Raw genomic sequence first — 14,302 nt, 5'->3', positions numbered from 1 at the left:
GCGGGCCGTCCGCGCGCGCGAGGAGCCGGGGGCGCCGTACACCAGCCGGATGGTCCCTGGTCGGACCCGCCCCGTGGATCTCATACTGGCCCCATGAGACGGACGGACAAGCCCCTGCGCAGCCCCCTGGTGCCGGAGGCCGTGGAGGCCGAGATCGAGCGGCACGACTGGGAGGCCATCGAGTGCGGCTGCGGGCGTTCCGCGGGGCACCTCGTGCCCACGCTGTGGGACGCGGCCGAGGGACATCCGGCCGCCTTCCACGCCCTCGCCGGGCATGCCTTCACGTGGGCGCGGCTCCAGCCGCCGGCTCCGGCGGCGTGCGGGGTGCTGATGGCGGTCTGGTCGGCGGGTCCGCCGCGTCAGGCGACGCGCGAGGCGCTGCTGTGGACGTTGCTGGCCCTGCTGGGTACGGAGGACGACGGCTCCTCGCACGAGGCCGGACTGTACGGGCAGTGCGCGGCGTTCATCCGCCGGGCGCTGCCCGAGCTGCGCCGCGAGGCGGCCGCCGGTCCGGGGTCGGTGGCGGCCGCGTACGCGGAGGGCGTGGTGGAGATCCTCGACCTCTGCGCGTGACGGCGGCCCGGACCGCCCCCGTCACACGACCCGGACGGTGACGCCCTCCCCGGTCAGGGCCTCGATCTCGGCCGCCGGGGCCGTTCCGTCGGTCACCACCGTGTGCAGGCCCGCGGCGGGGGTGACGAACGCCAGGGCCGTACGGGTCAGTTTGGCCGCCTCGGCGACCGCGATCACCCGGCGGGACGAGGCGATCGCGGCGCGCTTGATCGCGGCGTCGGCCAGGTCGTAGGCCGTCAGACCGTCGGCCGGTGCCAGCCCGCAGCAGCCGATGACGGCCGTGTCGAAGCGCAGCGCGGCGAGCGAGGCCTCGGTGAGGGGCCCGGTCAGGGCCAGCTCCCCCGGTCTCGGCCGGCCGCCGGGGAGCAGGAGCGTCAACTGCGGAGCGCCGGTGAGGGCGTTCGCCGCGTGCAGGGACAGCGGCATGACCGTGATCCGCCTGCTCTTGAGGGCCTGCGCCACGGCGAGGCAGGTGGTGCCGCTGTCCAGGACGACGGACTCCCCGTCGGCGATCATCGAGGCGACCTCGGCGGCGATGCGCCGCTTGACCTCCTCGCCATCCTGGGCGCGCAGGGCGAACGGGGGCTCCTCGCCGCGCAGCAGCAGGCTGCGGGCGCCGCCCCGGAAGCGTTCCAGCACCCCCTGGTCCGCCAGCACCTCCAGGTCGCGGCGGACGGTCATCTCGGAGGCGCCGGTGAGTGCGGCCAGCTCCGCCACGCTCAGCTGCTCGCAGTCCCGGACGGCTTCGGTGATCTGTCTCAGTCGGTCTGTACTCGCCATGCTCACATTGAACACTTGCAATGTTCGAAACTCAAGCTGGCGAACATCAATTCTGTTCTCTATGGTGCTTTGCATGAGCAGATCACTGCGGGCGTCACGCCTCGCCACTTTCGCCTTCTTCGCCCTGAACGGATTCCTCCTGGGAATGTGGATCGTCCACATCCCCGCCGTCGAGCACCGCGCGGGCATCAGCCACGCCGTGCTCGGCTCGCTGCTCCTGCTGCTCGGGGCCGGGGCCTTCCTGGGCATGCAGCTCGCCGGCCCGCTCACCGACCGGCTCGGCAGTCGCCGGACGGTCCCGGCCGGAGCCGCCCTGTGCAGCGCCGCGCTGGTGCTCCCCGCGCTGGCCGGCGGCGCCTGGACCCTGGGGGCCGCGCTCTTCGTGCTCGGCTTCGGCAACGGCTGTCTCGACGTCGGCATGAACACCCATGCCGTGCAGGTGGAGCGGGCCTACGGACGTCCGGTCATGTCCGCCTTCCACGCGGTGTTCTCGGTCGGCGGGGTACTCGCCGCCCTCACCGGGGCGCTGACCCTCGGCCTCGGCTGGAGCACGGCCGTGACCCTGACGGCCGCGGCCGGGCTCGGGCTGGTCCTCACCGTGCCGGCCTCCCTGGCCCTGTTGCCGCGTGCCGAGCCGGAGGGGCTCCCGGCCGAAGCGGGCCCGGGCACGAAGCGGCGTACGCCGTCCCGGATATGGGCGCTGGCCGCGCTCGCCTTCGCCCTCATGCTCTGCGAGGGCGTCGCCAACGACTGGAGCGCGCTCCACCTGCGGGACGTCCTCGACGCCCCCGCCGCGACCGCCGCGCTGGCCTTCGGGGCCTACTCCACCGCGATGACCGCGGGACGCCTGGTCACCGACCGGGTGGTGGCCCGTACCGGACCGGTGTTCGTCGTCCGGTACGGGGCCGCGCTGGCCGCCCTCGGCCTGACGGCCGCCGCGCTCGGCGGATCCGTACCCGTGGCCCTGGCGGGGTGGACGGCGTTCGGCATCGGACTGTCCGGCTGCATCCCGCAGTTCTTCAGTGCCGCCGGGCACGCCGATCAGGAGGCTTCCGGGGCCAATGTGTCCCGGGTGGCCGGTCTCGGCTACCTCGGCATGCTGGCCGGACCGGCCGTGATCGGCCCGCTCACGCACCTGGTGCCGCTCGGCGTGGCCCTGCTGCTGCCCGTCGCGCTCTGCCTCGTCGCGGCCGGCGCGGCCGGGGTCCTGCGTACCGCCCCCGCACCGGCCGAACGCGCCCCCGTCACACCCGCGCGCTCATGACCCCGCGCCCGGCGCTTGCGCACGGGCCGCTGCGGCGGTCGGCGCGACCGGCGGGAGGGAGCCCAGGCACCGGCGCAGCACGTCCGGAGTGACCTCGTCGAGGGACTCCGCGAAGGTGCGCGCCGGCGAGGGCCGCACCGCCAGCAGGGACGGTACGACGAGGACCGCGCACCCGGCGGACTCCGCCGAGGCCGCGCCGTCCGGGGAGTCCTCCACCGCCACGCACGCCCGCGGTACGAGGCCCAGCCGTTCGGCGGCGGCCCGGTAGGGGTCCGGGTGCGGCTTCGTCCGCTCGGTGTCGTCGGCGGACAGGGTGAGCGCGAAGGGGACGTGGGCCAGCGCGCCCCCGAGCACCGAGTCCACCACCAGCCGGGGCGAGGCACTGACCAGGGCGAGGGGCACCCCCTCGGCGGCCAGGGCGGTCAGCAGCCGCTGGGCGCCGGGGCGCAGCGGCGCCCCGGCCCGCACCCGGCGGAGGAACCCGTCGGTGAGGGCGGCGCCCACCTGGTGCGGGTCTCCCCCGCCCGTGACCCGCACGAGGTGCGCGGCGGTGTCCTCCACGGCCCGGCCGACGACCTCGGGCGCGTCGCCGTCGGTGAGGGCGTGGCCCATCGCGGCGGCGGTCTCCTCGGTGGTCCGCCACCACAGCACCTCGGTGTCCACGAGGGTGCCGTCCATGTCGAACAGGACCGCGGCGAGCCCGCTCACACGGCCCTCGCCACGACGAGTACGGGCCGCTCGGCCAGCCGTACGGCCGCCCGCGCCCCCGGCACCAGGTCCCCGGCGTCCCGCGACGGGAGGTCGGCCTTGACGGCCGTGCCGCCGGGCAGGTCGAGGTGGAGCCGGGTGACGGAGCCGAAGAAGGAGGCGGAGACCACGGTGGCCGGGCCGTCGGGGTCGGCGCTGGCGGTGACGTTCTCGGGGCGGACCAGCACCTCCACGTCCCGGCCGTCCGGCACGGGGCCGTCCACGGGCAGGCGCGAGCCCGCCACTTCCACCAGGCCGGAGTCGGCGATGCGGCCGGGGAGCCGGTTCATGGTGCCGACGAACTCGGCGACGAACGGCGTCGCGGGCCGCTCGTACAGCTCGGCGGGGGCGGCGCACTGCTCCAGCCTCCCGGCGTTCAGCACCGCGACGCGGTCGGCCATCGACAGGGCCTCCTCCTGGTCGTGCGTGACGAACACGGTGGTGATGCCGAGGGAGAGCTGGAGCCGGCGGATCTCGTCGCGCAGGTTCGACCGTACTTTGGCGTCGAGCGCCGAGAGCGGCTCGTCGAGCAGCAGGACGCGCGGGCTCAGGGCCAGGGCGCGGGCGAGCGCGACGCGCTGCTGCTGGCCTCCGGACATCTGGTGCGGGTAGCGGTCGCCGTGGTCGGGGAGGCCGACCAGGTCGAGGAGTTCGGCCGCCCGCTCGCGGCGCCGGGCCGCGCCGACCTTGCGTACGCGCAGGCCGAAGGCCACGTTGTCGCGGGCGGTGAGGTTCGGGAAGAGGCTGTACGACTGGAAGACCATCCCGGCGTCGCGGCGGTTGGCCGGGACGCGGGTGATGTCCTGGCCGTCGACGAGCACCTCGCCCGCGTCGGGCTGCTCGAACCCGGCGACGACGCGCAGCGCCGTGGTCTTGCCGCAGCCCGACGGGCCGAGCAGGGCGACCAGTTCGCCGGGCTCGATGGTGAGGTCCAGGCCGTCCAGGGCCACGGTGGAGCCGAACGCCCTGCGCAGGCCGCGGAACTCGACGCGCGCACCGGCGGGGGCACCGGATCGCGCCGGCTTGCGGGCCGCGGGAAGGGTGGTGGACATGAGGGTCAGGACTCCTTGCGGGAGGTGGAGGCGACGCCGGTCGCGGCGGACGGGGTGGTCCCGGCCCGCGAGAGGACGAGCAACAGCAGCCAGGTGATCAGGAGGCTCAGGATGGAGACGGCCACCGACATCCGGGCCTGGGCCCCGGAGATGGAGACGATCCACACCGCGAAGGGCCGGAAGCCCAGGAGCGAGGCGATGGTGAACTCGCCGAGCACCAGCGCCAGGGTGAGGAAGGCGGCGCCGGCGAGGGAGGCCCGCAGGTTCGGCAGCAGCACCCGGCCGACGACGTACGGCCAGCTCGCGCCGCAGTTGCGGGCGGCTTCGACGAGCGTGGGGACGTCGACGGCGCGCAGTCCGGCGTCGAGCGAGCGGTAGACGAAGGGCAGGGCCAGCACCGTGTACGCGAGGACCAGGACGACGGGGAACTTCTCGTTCTGGACGGCGAGGAAGGTCTGGTAGAGCGGGGTGCGCGAGAGGTGCTCGGGTCCCCAGCGCAGCACCGTGGTGATGCCGGTGACCAGGGCGATCGGCGGCACCACCAGCGGCAGCATGCACATCACCTCGACGACCGGGCGCAGCCTCGGCGAGCCGATGCGTACGGCGACCAGTGCGGGCACGGCGAGCAGCAGGGACAGCACGATGGTCGCGCCGGCGAGGCCGAGGGAGAGCAGCAGGCTCTCGCCGAAGCCGGTGGCGGAGAGCAGCTCGCTGTACGCGGCGAAGGAGACGCCCTGGCCGGGCACGTGCACGGTGAAGACGAAGGAGGCGACGAGCGGGACGAGGAAGTACGCGCCCGCCAGCGCGAGTACGGCTCCGCGCCAGACGCGGGGGCGGGGGCGGGACCTGCGGGCGGCCGGGCCCGGGGAGGACTTCGCCGCGCCGGAGGTGTCCGGGGCCGCGGGGGCCGCAGGGGCCGCGGGAGCCGCCGCGGCGTTCCGGGCGGGCGTCGGGGTCATCGCAGCCATCGGGCGCTCCGTCGCTGGAGGGGCAGGTAGACCGCCATGACCAGGCCGGCGATCAGGATCATGTCGAGGCCGAGGGCGAGTGCCACGTTCTCCTGGCCGGTGAGGACGTTCCCGGAGAGCGCGTCCGCGATCTTCAGCGTCACCAGCGGCACGGAGCCGCCGACGAGGGCGGCGGCCGTGGCGTGCGCGGCGAAGGCGGTGCCGAAGAGCAGCACGAACCCGCCCAGCAGCGAGGGCGCGAGCACCGGCAGTCCGACGTGGCGCCAGAACTGCCCGCTGGAGGCTCCGCTGTTCTGCGCGGCTTCGCGCCACTGCGGGCGCAGTCCGTCCAGCGCCGGGGCGATCACGAGCACCATCAGCGGGATCAGGAAGTACAGGTAGACCACCGTGAGGCCGGTGAAGGAGTACAGGTTCCAGCCGAGGCCGGTGAGGTCGGCGAGCTGGGTGACGACCCCGGAGATCCCGGCGGTGGCGATGAACGCGAACGCGAGCGGGACCCCGCCGAAGTTGGCGAGCACTCCCGAGGCGGTGAGGGTGGCGCTGCGCAGGGCGGTGGACCGGGAGGTGACCACGGCCTGGGCGATCAGCACGCCGAGCACTCCGCCGAGCAGTGCGGTCAGGGCGGACAGCTGGACGCTGCCGACGAGCGAGCCGAGGTAGGGGCCCTGGAGCGAGCGCGCGAGGTGCTCGCCGGTCAGCCGGGTGGCTCCGCTCGCCGGGTCGGTGCGGGTGACCGCGCCGAAGGCGATGGCACCGAGCGGGATGCCGAAGCAGAGCCCGGTGAAGGCCAGGAGCGGGAGGGCGGCGAGCCAGGTGCGCGGACCGCGCCGCCGGCGGCGGGTGCCGCCGGCGACGCGTTCGGCAGGGGGGCCCGGGTGGGGGGTGGTGGGGGCGGACATCAGGAGAGGGCCTTGTCCCACTTCTCGGCGAGGGTGGCCTTCGCCTTGTCGAGCTCCGGGGAGGCCGGGAAGGCGGGGGGGCCCTCGACCTTGGGGAGCTTCTCGACGGCGGCCTTGTCGGCGCTGCCGTCCTGGGCCATGACGGGGAGCAGGACCGGGCGGGCGTAGCCCTTCAGCCAGAGGTTCTGGCCCTCGGCGCTGTAGAGGAACTCCATCCACAGGCGGGCGGCCGCCGGGTTCGGGGCGTCCTTGTTGATGGCCTGCGAGTAGTACTGGGCGTAGACGCCGTCGCGGGGGACGGAGACCTTCCAGTCGACGCCCTTGCCCTTGAACTGGTCGGCGTAGCCGGCGTTCAGGTAGTCCCAGTCGATGGAGATGGGCGTCTCGCCCTTCTCGACGGTGGCCGGGGTCGACTCGACGGGGATGAAGTTGCCGTTCTTCTTCAGCTGCCCGAAGAAGTCGATGCCGGGCTGGATGTCCCCGAAGGAGCCCTTGTTCGCCAGCGCCGCCGCGTAGACGCCGCCGAAGGCCGAACCCGACTTGGTCGGGTTCCCGTTGAGGGCGACCTTGCCCTTGTACTCGGGCTTGAGGAGGTCCGCGAACGTCTGCGGGCAGTTCGGGACGCGGGCGGCGTCGCAGCCGATGGAGACGTAGCCGCCGTAGTCGTTGTACCAGCGGCCGTCGGCGTCCTTCTGCCCGGCGGGGATCTTGTCCCAGGCGGTGACCTTGTACGGGGCGAAGAGGTTCTCGGCGGCTCCGCTGCGCGCGAAGGCTATGCCGAGGTCGAGGACGTCGGGGGCGCGCTTCTGCCCCTTGCGGGACTTGACGGCGGCGATCTCGTCGGCGCTGGCGGCGTCCGGGTTCTCGCTGTTGATCTTGACGTTGGGGTACTTCGCCTGGAAGGCCTTGAGGATCTCGCCGTAGTTGGCCCAGTCGGCGGGCAGCGCGATCACATTGAGCTGGCCCTCCTTCTCGGCGGCGGCGACGAGCCCCTCCAGGCCGCCGAAGTCGGCCAGGGAGGCCGCGGCGCCCGGCTGCACCTGGTTCTTTGCGCCACCGGTCGAACCGGCACTCTGCGGGTCGGGGGCGGCACCACACGCGCTGAGCGTGGTGAGGACGGCGGCGCCGAGCAGTACGGCCGCACCGCGACGGGCGGAGGAACTGAGCACGGTCTCTCCCGGAGACGAAGGGGGCTTCACTTGTCAGGCTTCACTTGTCTGAACAAGTTGGCTCCAGTTCGCCCGGGTCCGCTGTACGGACGGTGAACGGCGGCTGGACCGCTGGGCACGGCTTGCGGAAGGCCGGAGATTGACCGAAAGAAGCCGTGACAGGATCGACCGGAACGATCATGAGTAGCGGGAAAGACGGCGCCGGTACGGACCGGCGGAGCACGAGGGGGCGCACGGATGGGCACGGTCAGGTACCTGGAGATCGCCGAGGAACTGCGGCAGGCGATCCTGTCCGGGGAGTACCCGGTCGGCGCGCAGTTGCCGTCGGAGAGCGACCTGGCCTCCCGGTGGTCCGCCTCGCGCGGCACGGTCCGCCAGGCGGTGGCCACCCTCGCCGCAGAGGGGCTCGTGGGCTCGCGGCAGGGTGCGCGCAGGATCGTCCTGCGCCACGAGCGCAAGCACAGCTTCGGCGAGCTGAACAGCTTCGCCCAGTGGGCGGAGGGCGTCGGCCACCAGGCCGCCGGCCGGTTCCTGTCCCGGACCCGCCGCAGCGCCACCGCGGAGGAGGCGGAGCGGCTGGCACTCCCCCCGGGGACGGAGATCCTGGCCGTGCTGCGGCTGAGGCTGCTCGACGGGGAGCCGACCATGGTGGAGCGCACCGCGTACGCCGACTGGGTCGCGGCGGCGGTCGAGGCGCTGCCCGGGGACTGCCGCTCGGTGATGGACAGCCTGGCCCGGGACTCCGGGATCGTGGCCCAGTACGGCGAGCACCTGCTCGACGCGCTCGCGGCCGGGAGCGAGGACGCCCGGCTGCTGGAGATCCGGCGCGGCAGCCCGCTGCTGCGCCAAAGGCATGTCTCCGCGACCCGGACCGGCCGCCCGATCGAGTGGTCCGACGACCGCTACCGGGCGGGCAGCGTCACCTTCAGTGTGAGCAACTCGGCGGTAGCGACGCCGCTGGAGCGGCATCCGGGCGACCGCCGGTGAACCACGTCCTGCTCGGGCTCGCCGTCAATCCGGCGCTGCCCGCCGCCCTCGTGGACCGGCTGATCGCGGCCGCGGACGGGGAACTCGCCGACGGCCTGGCCGACCGCGCGGACCTCAGCCACGCCCAGGCCGTCGCCCTGGCCCCGCGCGGCGAGTTCACCCCCGGCCACCTGGCCCACGCGGGCCGGCTGAACGCCGCCGACATCGACCCGGTGACTCAGCCGCTGGCCGCGCTCGCCCTCCTCGGCCAGGGCGCCGGGGCGCCGCACTGGCCGCACCTCCTCGCGGCCGACCCCGTCGCGTACCACCGGGAGAAGCTGGCCGCATGTCCCGGACTGCCGCCCGAGGTGATCCGGACACTGGCCGCCGACCCGGTGCTGGACGTGGTCCGCGAGCTGGCCGGCTTCACCACCGACCCCGCGACGGCGGCCCGGCTCGCGGAGCACCCGCACGCCGAGGTCCGGCGCGCCGTCGCGTCCAACGAGGCCGCGCCGCCCGCCGTACTGGCCGCCCTGGTCACCGGTGAGGGCCTGCCCCCGGCAGCCTCCTGCCTGGTCTGCGACAGCAGGCCGGTCCCCTTCGAGCACGACCCGTACTGCCCCGATCCGGATTGCGTGCTGCCCGGCGGCGCCGCCTGCGACGGCTCCCACCAGTCCGCGGTCCACGACGTGCTGTACGCGGCCCTGGGCAACCCCGCCACGCCCGCGCAGGCCCTCGTCGGCCTCGCCGGCCACCCCTCGATGCTGCTGCGCACGGCCCTGGCCGAGCGCCCCGGGCTGCCGCCCGGGGTGTACGCGGGGCTGGCCGAGGATCCCGTGCCGGGCGTCCGGTGGGCCCTGGCGGAGAACCCCGCGATCGGCGAGGAGCTGATCCGCTCGATGGCCGCCGACCGGGGGCTGGAGGTACGGCGCGCCCTGGCTCACAACCCGCGCGTACCACTCGACGTCCTGGCGGAGCTGGCCGAGGCCGCGAAGCCCGGGGCGGCGCCGCTGCCCCGGATCGCCGCGGCCACCGCGGACGAACTGCGCGAACTGGCCGCTGCCCGGGCTGCCGTACGGGCCCACGTGGCCGCCCGCCACGATCTGCCCCCGGAGCTGCGCGACGCGCTCGGCGCCGATCCCGACGCGAAGGTGGTCAAGGCCGTCGCCCCGCACCCGGGCTTCACCGAGGAGCAGTTGCGCGCCATGGTCGCGCGGCACGGCGTACAGGTACACGCGCGGGTGGCCGCCAACCCGGACGCGCCCGGGGCCCTGCTGGAGGAACTGGCCCGCCACGAGCCGCCGGTGCGGCGGGCGCTGCGCGCGATCGCGAAGCACCCGAACGCCACGTCCGCCGCCCTGCTGCCCTGCCTGGCGGACGGGAAGGCCCGCTGCGCCGCGGCCGGTCACCCGGCGCTGTCCCCCTCGGTCGTCGTGTCCCTGCTCGCGAGCCCCGACGAGGCACTCGCGGAGGCCGCGGCCGCCAACCCGGCGCTGCCGCGCGAGGTGATGGAGCGGCTGGTGCCCTGATGTTCAGGCGGGTGCCGGGGAGTTGGCCCGGCCCAGCCGCCGCAGGGCCAGGAGGCCGCCGATGCCGGGCAGCAGGGCCAGGGCCGTCGCCGCCGGGGTGCGCCCCGGGTCGCGGGCCACGGCGACGACGGTGAACAGGTAGGCGCAGCCGTGCAGGGGCCCGGCGAGGGAGGCTACGGCGGGCAGGTGCGCGGTGGCCTGGTTCGCCAGCAGCACCACCAGGGAGCCGAGTTCGACGGCCGCGGCCCGGCGCAGCGCCAGCCGGCCGCGGGCCCCGTCCACTCTCCCGGTCGCGGCCCCGGTCCCGGTCTGGGTCCCGGTGCCGTTCTCGGTCCCGGTCCGGGTCTCGGTCAGGTCGGGCACATCAGGCTCCGGTGGTCGAGCCCGGGCGGATGACCATCAGGACGGTCACCGTGGCCCAGAGCAGGTTGAAGACGCCGGTGAACATGGCCAGCCGGGCGGTGTCGGCGCGCTCCACCGGCGTCGTGCCCCGGTGCAGCCGGCCCAGCACTGCCTCCTGGCCGGGCAGGACCAGCAGCGCGAGCACGGCCGCCGCCGCGGCGGTGAGCACGATGGAGGTGATCAGCCAGGCGTCGGTGAGGACCCCCAGGCTGGACGCGGTGGCGAAGCCGAAGACGGGCACCGCCAGACCGGCGACGGCGTAGACGCGGCAGATCCGGTGCAGCAGCCGCACGGCGCCCACCCCTGGCTCCCCGGTCCGGGTCCGGCGCGCCGCGGCGGGGAACATGCTGGCGGCGACGGTCACCGGCCCGACCGCGACGATGGCCGCCAGTACATGGACGGCGAGCAGGAACTTGGTCACGAGGCGGCTCCCCGGTCCGGTGCGGGCAGCTGGGGGATGCCCTGGGGCGTGGCGCTCACAGGGCGAGGGCGGGGACGGCGCCGGTGGCGGTCCAGGTGGTGCCGCGGCGTTCGTGGGCGAAGAGCCTCTCGACGCCAAGGGCCACGCTCGGGCCGATCTCGCGTTCGATGAGGTGCAGGGCGAGGTCCAGTCCGGAGGTCACCCCGGCGGCGCTGACGAGGTCGCCGTCGTCGACGACCCGGGCCTGGACGGCGTGGGCGCCGCCGGCTTCGAGGACATCGACGCCCATGTGGTGCCCGGTCGCGTGCCGGCCGCCGATCAGCCCGGCCATGGCCAGGATCATCGAGCCGCCGCAGACGGTGGCGACCACGGTGCCCTCCCGCGCCAGCGCTTCCGCGGCCAGGCGCGGCAGTGCGGTGTCCAGGGTGCGGGCCAGGACGGCGGGGATGGTGCGCGCCCGCTCCTCCTCGGTGGCCTCCGCCCCGGTGGGCAGGGCGCCGACCGCGCCCGGCAGGACGATCACGTCGGCGCGGGCGGGGTCCAGCGGGCCGACCGCGCTCAGGGCCACGTCCGGGAGGCCGCTGGGCACCTCGCGGGCGCCCTCGGCGCTGACCAGCTCGACCGTCACCCCGCCGTCCGTGAGCATCCCGGCCGCGTGCAGGGCCTCGTACGGGGCGATGACGTCCAAGGGGTCGAACCCGTCGAACAGGACGAACTGAGCGTGCATTTCCGCGTGCCTCTTTCGCTTCCACAGGGGTGTGCCGGCCCCACGCTAGGCGGCCCCGGCAGCGCCTCCGATGGGCAGAAATGACAAAGTCCAACGGGTTCCCGCCAGCGTTCCCAAACACGGCGAACACCCTCCACGAGGCCATGACCTGGCTGTTCGGGGATGGCGGGAACTGACCTATCCTGGGATTCATGCATACGGTGGCGGTCCTCGCGCTGGACCACGTGGTGGCCTTCGATCTGGCGACGCCGGTCGAGGCGTTCGGACGCGCCCGGCTGGCCGACGGCCGGCGGCCCTACCGGGTCCGGGTGTGCGGGACGGGCGGTGAGGTGACGGCGAGCGACGCGTTCGCCCTCCGGGCCCCCTACGGGCTGGACGCCCTGGCGGAGGCCGACACCGTCATCGTGCCCGGCTGCGCGGAGGACGCCCCGCCGCCCGATCCCGCGGTGCTCGACGCGTTGCGCTCCGCCGCCGCGGCCGGGACTCGGATCGCATCGATCTGCGTGGGCGCCTTCGTCCTCGCCGCGACCGGGCTGCTGGACGGGCTGAGCGCGACCACCCACTGGCTCGCCGCCGGGCGGCTGGCCGAGGAGTTCCCGCTGGTCGAGGTACGGCCCGACGTGCTCTACGTGGACAACGGGCAGTTGCTCACCTCGGCCGGGGCGGCGGCCGGGCTCGATCTGTGCCTGCACATGATCCGGCGGGACTTCGGCGCGGCCGTGGCGGCGGACGCCGCCCGGCTGTCGGTCATGCCGCTCGAACGGGAGGGCGGGCAGGCCCAGTTCATCGTGCACGCGCAGCCGCCCGTGCCGCGCGGATCGCAGCTGGAGCCCGCCCTGTCCTGGATCGAGGACAACCTCGGCCGGGAGATCACCCTGGCCGCCATGGCCGCCCGGACCGGCATGAGCGAGCGCACCTTCAGCCGCCGGTTCCGCGAACAGACGGGCACCACCCCGTTGCAGTGGCTGCTGCGCGCCCGGGTGCGCCGGGCCCAGTTCCTGCTGGAGACCACCGAGTACGGGGTGGAGCGGATCGCGGCGCAGGCGGGGTTCGGGTCGCCGACGGCGTTCCGGGAGCGGTTCAAGCGGGTCGCCGGGATCACCCCGCACGCCTACCGCTCCTCCTTCCGCGGCGCGGTCAGCCCACCGGTCCCGGTGTGACCAGGCCCGTCTCGTACGCGAGGACCACCGCCCGGGCCCGGCCCCGGCCCCGGCGGCTCGGCTCGGCTCGGCGCGTGTGGACGGTCACGACCGCTCCGCACACCGGTGAGCGGGGGGCGTTCGCGAGTGGCTCAGAGCCGCCGTTGACGGGGAGCGGGGGCTGCGGCAGCTTGGAGCACCGGCGGTTCGGGGGCAGGTGCCCGGGCCGCCGCAGTCCTGCTCTGCTCGTTCCGTACCGCGCACACCACCGCGCGCACCGAGCCTGGAGTCGCCGTGAAGAAGTCCGTCGGAATCCTCGGATCCGTCCTCTGTTCGGCCGTACTGACCTTGGGGCTGACGACCCCCGCCGCAGCCGCGTCGCCCGACAACGGGCGCTGGAATCGGATGATCGCCGTCCATGACGGCATGTGCGCCGCCATCGGCGGGAACTCCACGTCCGCCGGGGCCGGGCTGATCCAGTTCCCCTGCGACAAGAAGAACAACAAGCAGTTCATGGCCTTCTGGGCCGGCTCCGGTTCCTACTTCTTCCGGGTCCGCTCCACGAACATGTGCGTGACGCCGGTCAGCGGGGCGGACCACGCCATCGCCGTCCAGCAGCCCTGCCGCAACGACGACCTCCAGGTGTGGACGGCCGAGTTCCTCGGCAACGACACCTACCGGCTCCGCAACCGGGCCACGGGCTTCTGCCTGGGCGTCGGCTGGGGCATGGCCAACAGCGGCCAGCCCCTGGACCAGGCCGGCTGCGGCGTGGTGGGCGGTCAGGTCTGGCGGTTCACGCCCGCCGAATAGCGCCCGCAGCCCGGCGCGGGCACCGCCCCCGCGCCCGGTCGGCCCCTGTCAGACGAACCTGTGCTCCGCGATACGCCCGTCGTGCAACTCCATGACCTTGTCCGCGAGTTCCACCAGGGCCGGGTCATGGGTGGCGACCAGTACGGTGACCCCCTCGCTGCGCACCACCGCGCGCAGCAGCTCCATGATCGAGCGGCCCGTCTCGGAGTCCAGCTGGCCGGTCGGCTCGTCCGCGATGATCAGGGCGGGTTCGTTGGCGAGCGCCCGGGCCACGGCCACCCGCTGCTGCTGACCGCCGGAGAGTTCCCCGGGGCGCTGTTCGGCGTGGTCGGCGAGACCGACGAGGGCGAGCAGGATCCGGACCCGCTCCTCGCGCTGCCTGGCCGGGATCTTTCGCATGCGCATCGGTACGCCGACGTTCTCGGCGGCCGTCAGGACCGGGATCAGCCCGAAGGACTGGAAGACGAAGCCGATCCGGTCGCGGCGCAGCGCGAGCCTTCCGCTCTCGTCCAGGGTGGCCAGGTCGGTGCCGTCGAGCGCGACACTGCCGCCGGTCGGGGCGTCCAGTCCGCCGACGAGGTTGAGCAGGGTGGTCTTGCCGGAGCCGGACCGGCCCTTCAGGGCTACCAGTTCGCCCTTGCGAATCTCGAACGAGACGCCGCGCAGGGCGTGGACGGCCTGTTCCCCGGCCCCGAAGCTGCGCCGGAGGTCCTCCACCACCACCATGGGCGGCGCGGTGCTGGCCTGTTGCTGCATCATGGTGGGCTCCCCCTCGGACTGCCTTCGGACCGCCTTCTTTCGGCTGCCTTCCGAATTTGCTCATCCGTCACATCCTTCGCGCAAGTCCCTTCCGGTA

16 protein-coding genes are annotated in these 14,302 nt (G+C 74.3%); 6 read left to right on the top strand and 10 right to left on the bottom strand.

Features of this window, described 5'->3' with window-relative positions:
* The first annotated feature begins 93 nt into the window (after positions 1-93).
* Positions 94-573 (top strand): hypothetical protein, encoded by a 480-nt coding sequence (locus tag ACZ4TG_RS18575; protein ID WP_468163940.1) that lies wholly within the window; start codon positions 94-96, stop codon positions 571-573.
* Between the two features lie 21 nt (positions 574-594).
* Here the strand turns inward: ACZ4TG_RS18575 and ACZ4TG_RS18570 are convergent, their stop codons facing one another.
* Positions 595-1,353, bottom strand: coding sequence for a DeoR/GlpR family DNA-binding transcription regulator (locus ACZ4TG_RS18570; RefSeq protein ID WP_468163938.1), 759 nt, complete (start codon positions 1,351-1,353; stop codon positions 595-597).
* 73 nt (positions 1,354-1,426) lie between these two features.
* On the opposite strand from ACZ4TG_RS18570, the gene ACZ4TG_RS18565 reads away from it, so the two are divergent.
* Positions 1,427-2,617, top strand: coding sequence for an MFS transporter (locus tag ACZ4TG_RS18565; RefSeq protein WP_468163936.1), 1,191 nt, complete (start codon positions 1,427-1,429; stop codon positions 2,615-2,617).
* Here the strand turns inward: ACZ4TG_RS18565 and ACZ4TG_RS18560 are convergent.
* From ACZ4TG_RS18560 to ACZ4TG_RS18540, 5 genes are read right to left on the bottom strand one after another with little or no spacing between them, the layout of a single operon-like run.
* On the bottom strand, positions 2,612-3,325 hold the full coding sequence (locus ACZ4TG_RS18560) for an HAD family hydrolase (RefSeq protein ID WP_468163934.1): 714 nt from the start codon (positions 3,323-3,325) through the stop codon (positions 2,612-2,614). The two genes, ACZ4TG_RS18565 and ACZ4TG_RS18560, sit on opposite strands and share 6 nt — an antisense overlap.
* Positions 3,322-4,416 carry an ABC transporter ATP-binding protein gene (locus ACZ4TG_RS18555; RefSeq protein WP_468163932.1) on the bottom strand — a complete coding sequence of 365 codons (1,095 nt, stop codon included), beginning with the start codon at positions 4,414-4,416 and terminating at the stop codon, positions 3,322-3,324. Before ACZ4TG_RS18555 ends, ACZ4TG_RS18560 begins: the two co-directional genes overlap by 4 nt.
* Before the next feature lie 5 nt (positions 4,417-4,421).
* The gene (locus ACZ4TG_RS18550; RefSeq protein ID WP_468163930.1) at positions 4,422-5,384 is read right to left on the bottom strand and encodes an ABC transporter permease; all 963 of its coding nucleotides are present in this window, start codon (positions 5,382-5,384) and stop codon (positions 4,422-4,424) included.
* A complete protein-coding gene (locus ACZ4TG_RS18545; protein WP_468163928.1) occupies positions 5,372-6,283 on the bottom strand; it encodes an ABC transporter permease in 912 nt (303 codons plus the stop codon). Before ACZ4TG_RS18545 ends, ACZ4TG_RS18550 begins: the two co-directional genes overlap by 13 nt.
* Positions 6,283-7,452, bottom strand: coding sequence for an ABC transporter substrate-binding protein (locus tag ACZ4TG_RS18540; protein ID WP_468163926.1), 1,170 nt, complete (start codon positions 7,450-7,452; stop codon positions 6,283-6,285). Before ACZ4TG_RS18540 ends, ACZ4TG_RS18545 begins: the two co-directional genes overlap by 1 nt.
* Before the next feature lie 237 nt (positions 7,453-7,689).
* Between ACZ4TG_RS18540 and ACZ4TG_RS18535 the strand changes: the two genes are divergently transcribed.
* Positions 7,690-8,439, top strand: a complete 750-nt coding sequence (locus tag ACZ4TG_RS18535; RefSeq protein WP_468163924.1) for a GntR family transcriptional regulator — start codon at positions 7,690-7,692, stop codon at positions 8,437-8,439.
* The gene (locus ACZ4TG_RS18530) at positions 8,436-9,947 is read left to right on the top strand and encodes a hypothetical protein (RefSeq protein ID WP_468163922.1); all 1,512 of its coding nucleotides are present in this window, start codon (positions 8,436-8,438) and stop codon (positions 9,945-9,947) included. The genes ACZ4TG_RS18535 and ACZ4TG_RS18530 overlap by 4 nt, the downstream gene beginning before the upstream one ends.
* A gap of 3 nt (positions 9,948-9,950) precedes the next feature.
* Here the strand turns inward: ACZ4TG_RS18530 and ACZ4TG_RS18525 are convergent, their stop codons facing one another.
* From ACZ4TG_RS18525 to ACZ4TG_RS18515, 3 genes are read right to left on the bottom strand one after another with little or no spacing between them, the layout of a single operon-like run.
* Positions 9,951-10,310, bottom strand: a complete 360-nt coding sequence (locus ACZ4TG_RS18525) for a hypothetical protein (RefSeq protein WP_468163920.1) — start codon at positions 10,308-10,310, stop codon at positions 9,951-9,953.
* 1 nt (position 10,311) lies between these two features.
* A complete protein-coding gene (locus ACZ4TG_RS18520) occupies positions 10,312-10,770 on the bottom strand; it encodes a DUF2269 family protein (RefSeq protein ID WP_468163918.1) in 459 nt (152 codons plus the stop codon).
* A 55-nt stretch (positions 10,771-10,825) separates the two neighbouring features.
* Positions 10,826-11,497 carry a DJ-1/PfpI family protein gene (locus ACZ4TG_RS18515; RefSeq protein WP_468163916.1) on the bottom strand — a complete coding sequence of 224 codons (672 nt, stop codon included), beginning with the start codon at positions 11,495-11,497 and terminating at the stop codon, positions 10,826-10,828.
* Positions 11,498-11,688: 191 nt separating this feature from the next.
* Here ACZ4TG_RS18515 and ACZ4TG_RS18510 point away from each other — a divergent pair, with 191 nt between their 5' ends.
* Complete coding sequence (locus tag ACZ4TG_RS18510; RefSeq protein WP_468163914.1) at positions 11,689-12,657, top strand: GlxA family transcriptional regulator; 969 nt, start codon at positions 11,689-11,691, stop codon at positions 12,655-12,657.
* A 273-nt stretch (positions 12,658-12,930) separates the two neighbouring features.
* On the top strand, positions 12,931-13,446 hold the full coding sequence (locus tag ACZ4TG_RS18505) for an RICIN domain-containing protein (RefSeq protein WP_468163912.1): 516 nt from the start codon (positions 12,931-12,933) through the stop codon (positions 13,444-13,446).
* A gap of 48 nt (positions 13,447-13,494) precedes the next feature.
* On the opposite strand, the gene ACZ4TG_RS18500 is transcribed toward ACZ4TG_RS18505, so the two are convergent.
* The gene (locus tag ACZ4TG_RS18500; RefSeq protein ID WP_468163910.1) at positions 13,495-14,205 is read right to left on the bottom strand and encodes an ABC transporter ATP-binding protein; all 711 of its coding nucleotides are present in this window, start codon (positions 14,203-14,205) and stop codon (positions 13,495-13,497) included.
* Positions 14,206-14,302 lie beyond the last annotated feature (97 nt).

Source organism: Streptomyces sp. NPDC028314 (assembly GCF_055565795.1).
The sequence above is the reverse complement of the archived record's forward strand: the minus strand, read 5'-3'. Positions and strand labels throughout refer to the sequence as shown.

Bases quoted from the DNA above. Each gene is read 5' to 3' on its own strand.
- ACZ4TG_RS18575 (WP_468163940.1), top strand. From the start codon at position 94: ATGAGACGGACGGACAAGCCCCTGCGCAGCCCCCTGGTGCCGGAGGCC.
- ACZ4TG_RS18570 (WP_468163938.1), bottom strand. From the start codon at position 1,353: ATGGCGAGTACAGACCGACTGAGACAGATCACCGAAGCCGTCCGGGAC.
- ACZ4TG_RS18565 (WP_468163936.1), top strand. From the start codon at position 1,427: ATGAGCAGATCACTGCGGGCGTCACGCCTCGCCACTTTCGCCTTCTTC.
- ACZ4TG_RS18555 (WP_468163932.1), bottom strand. From the start codon at position 4,416: ATGTCCACCACCCTTCCCGCGGCCCGCAAGCCGGCGCGATCCGGTGCC.
- ACZ4TG_RS18550 (WP_468163930.1), bottom strand. From the start codon at position 5,384: ATGGCTGCGATGACCCCGACGCCCGCCCGGAACGCCGCGGCGGCTCCC.
- ACZ4TG_RS18545 (WP_468163928.1), bottom strand. From the start codon at position 6,283: ATGTCCGCCCCCACCACCCCCCACCCGGGCCCCCCTGCCGAACGCGTC.
- ACZ4TG_RS18535 (WP_468163924.1), top strand. From the start codon at position 7,690: ATGGGCACGGTCAGGTACCTGGAGATCGCCGAGGAACTGCGGCAGGCG.
- ACZ4TG_RS18515 (WP_468163916.1), bottom strand. From the start codon at position 11,497: ATGCACGCTCAGTTCGTCCTGTTCGACGGGTTCGACCCCTTGGACGTC.
- ACZ4TG_RS18510 (WP_468163914.1), top strand. From the start codon at position 11,689: ATGCATACGGTGGCGGTCCTCGCGCTGGACCACGTGGTGGCCTTCGAT.
- ACZ4TG_RS18500 (WP_468163910.1), bottom strand. From the start codon at position 14,205: ATGATGCAGCAACAGGCCAGCACCGCGCCGCCCATGGTGGTGGTGGAG.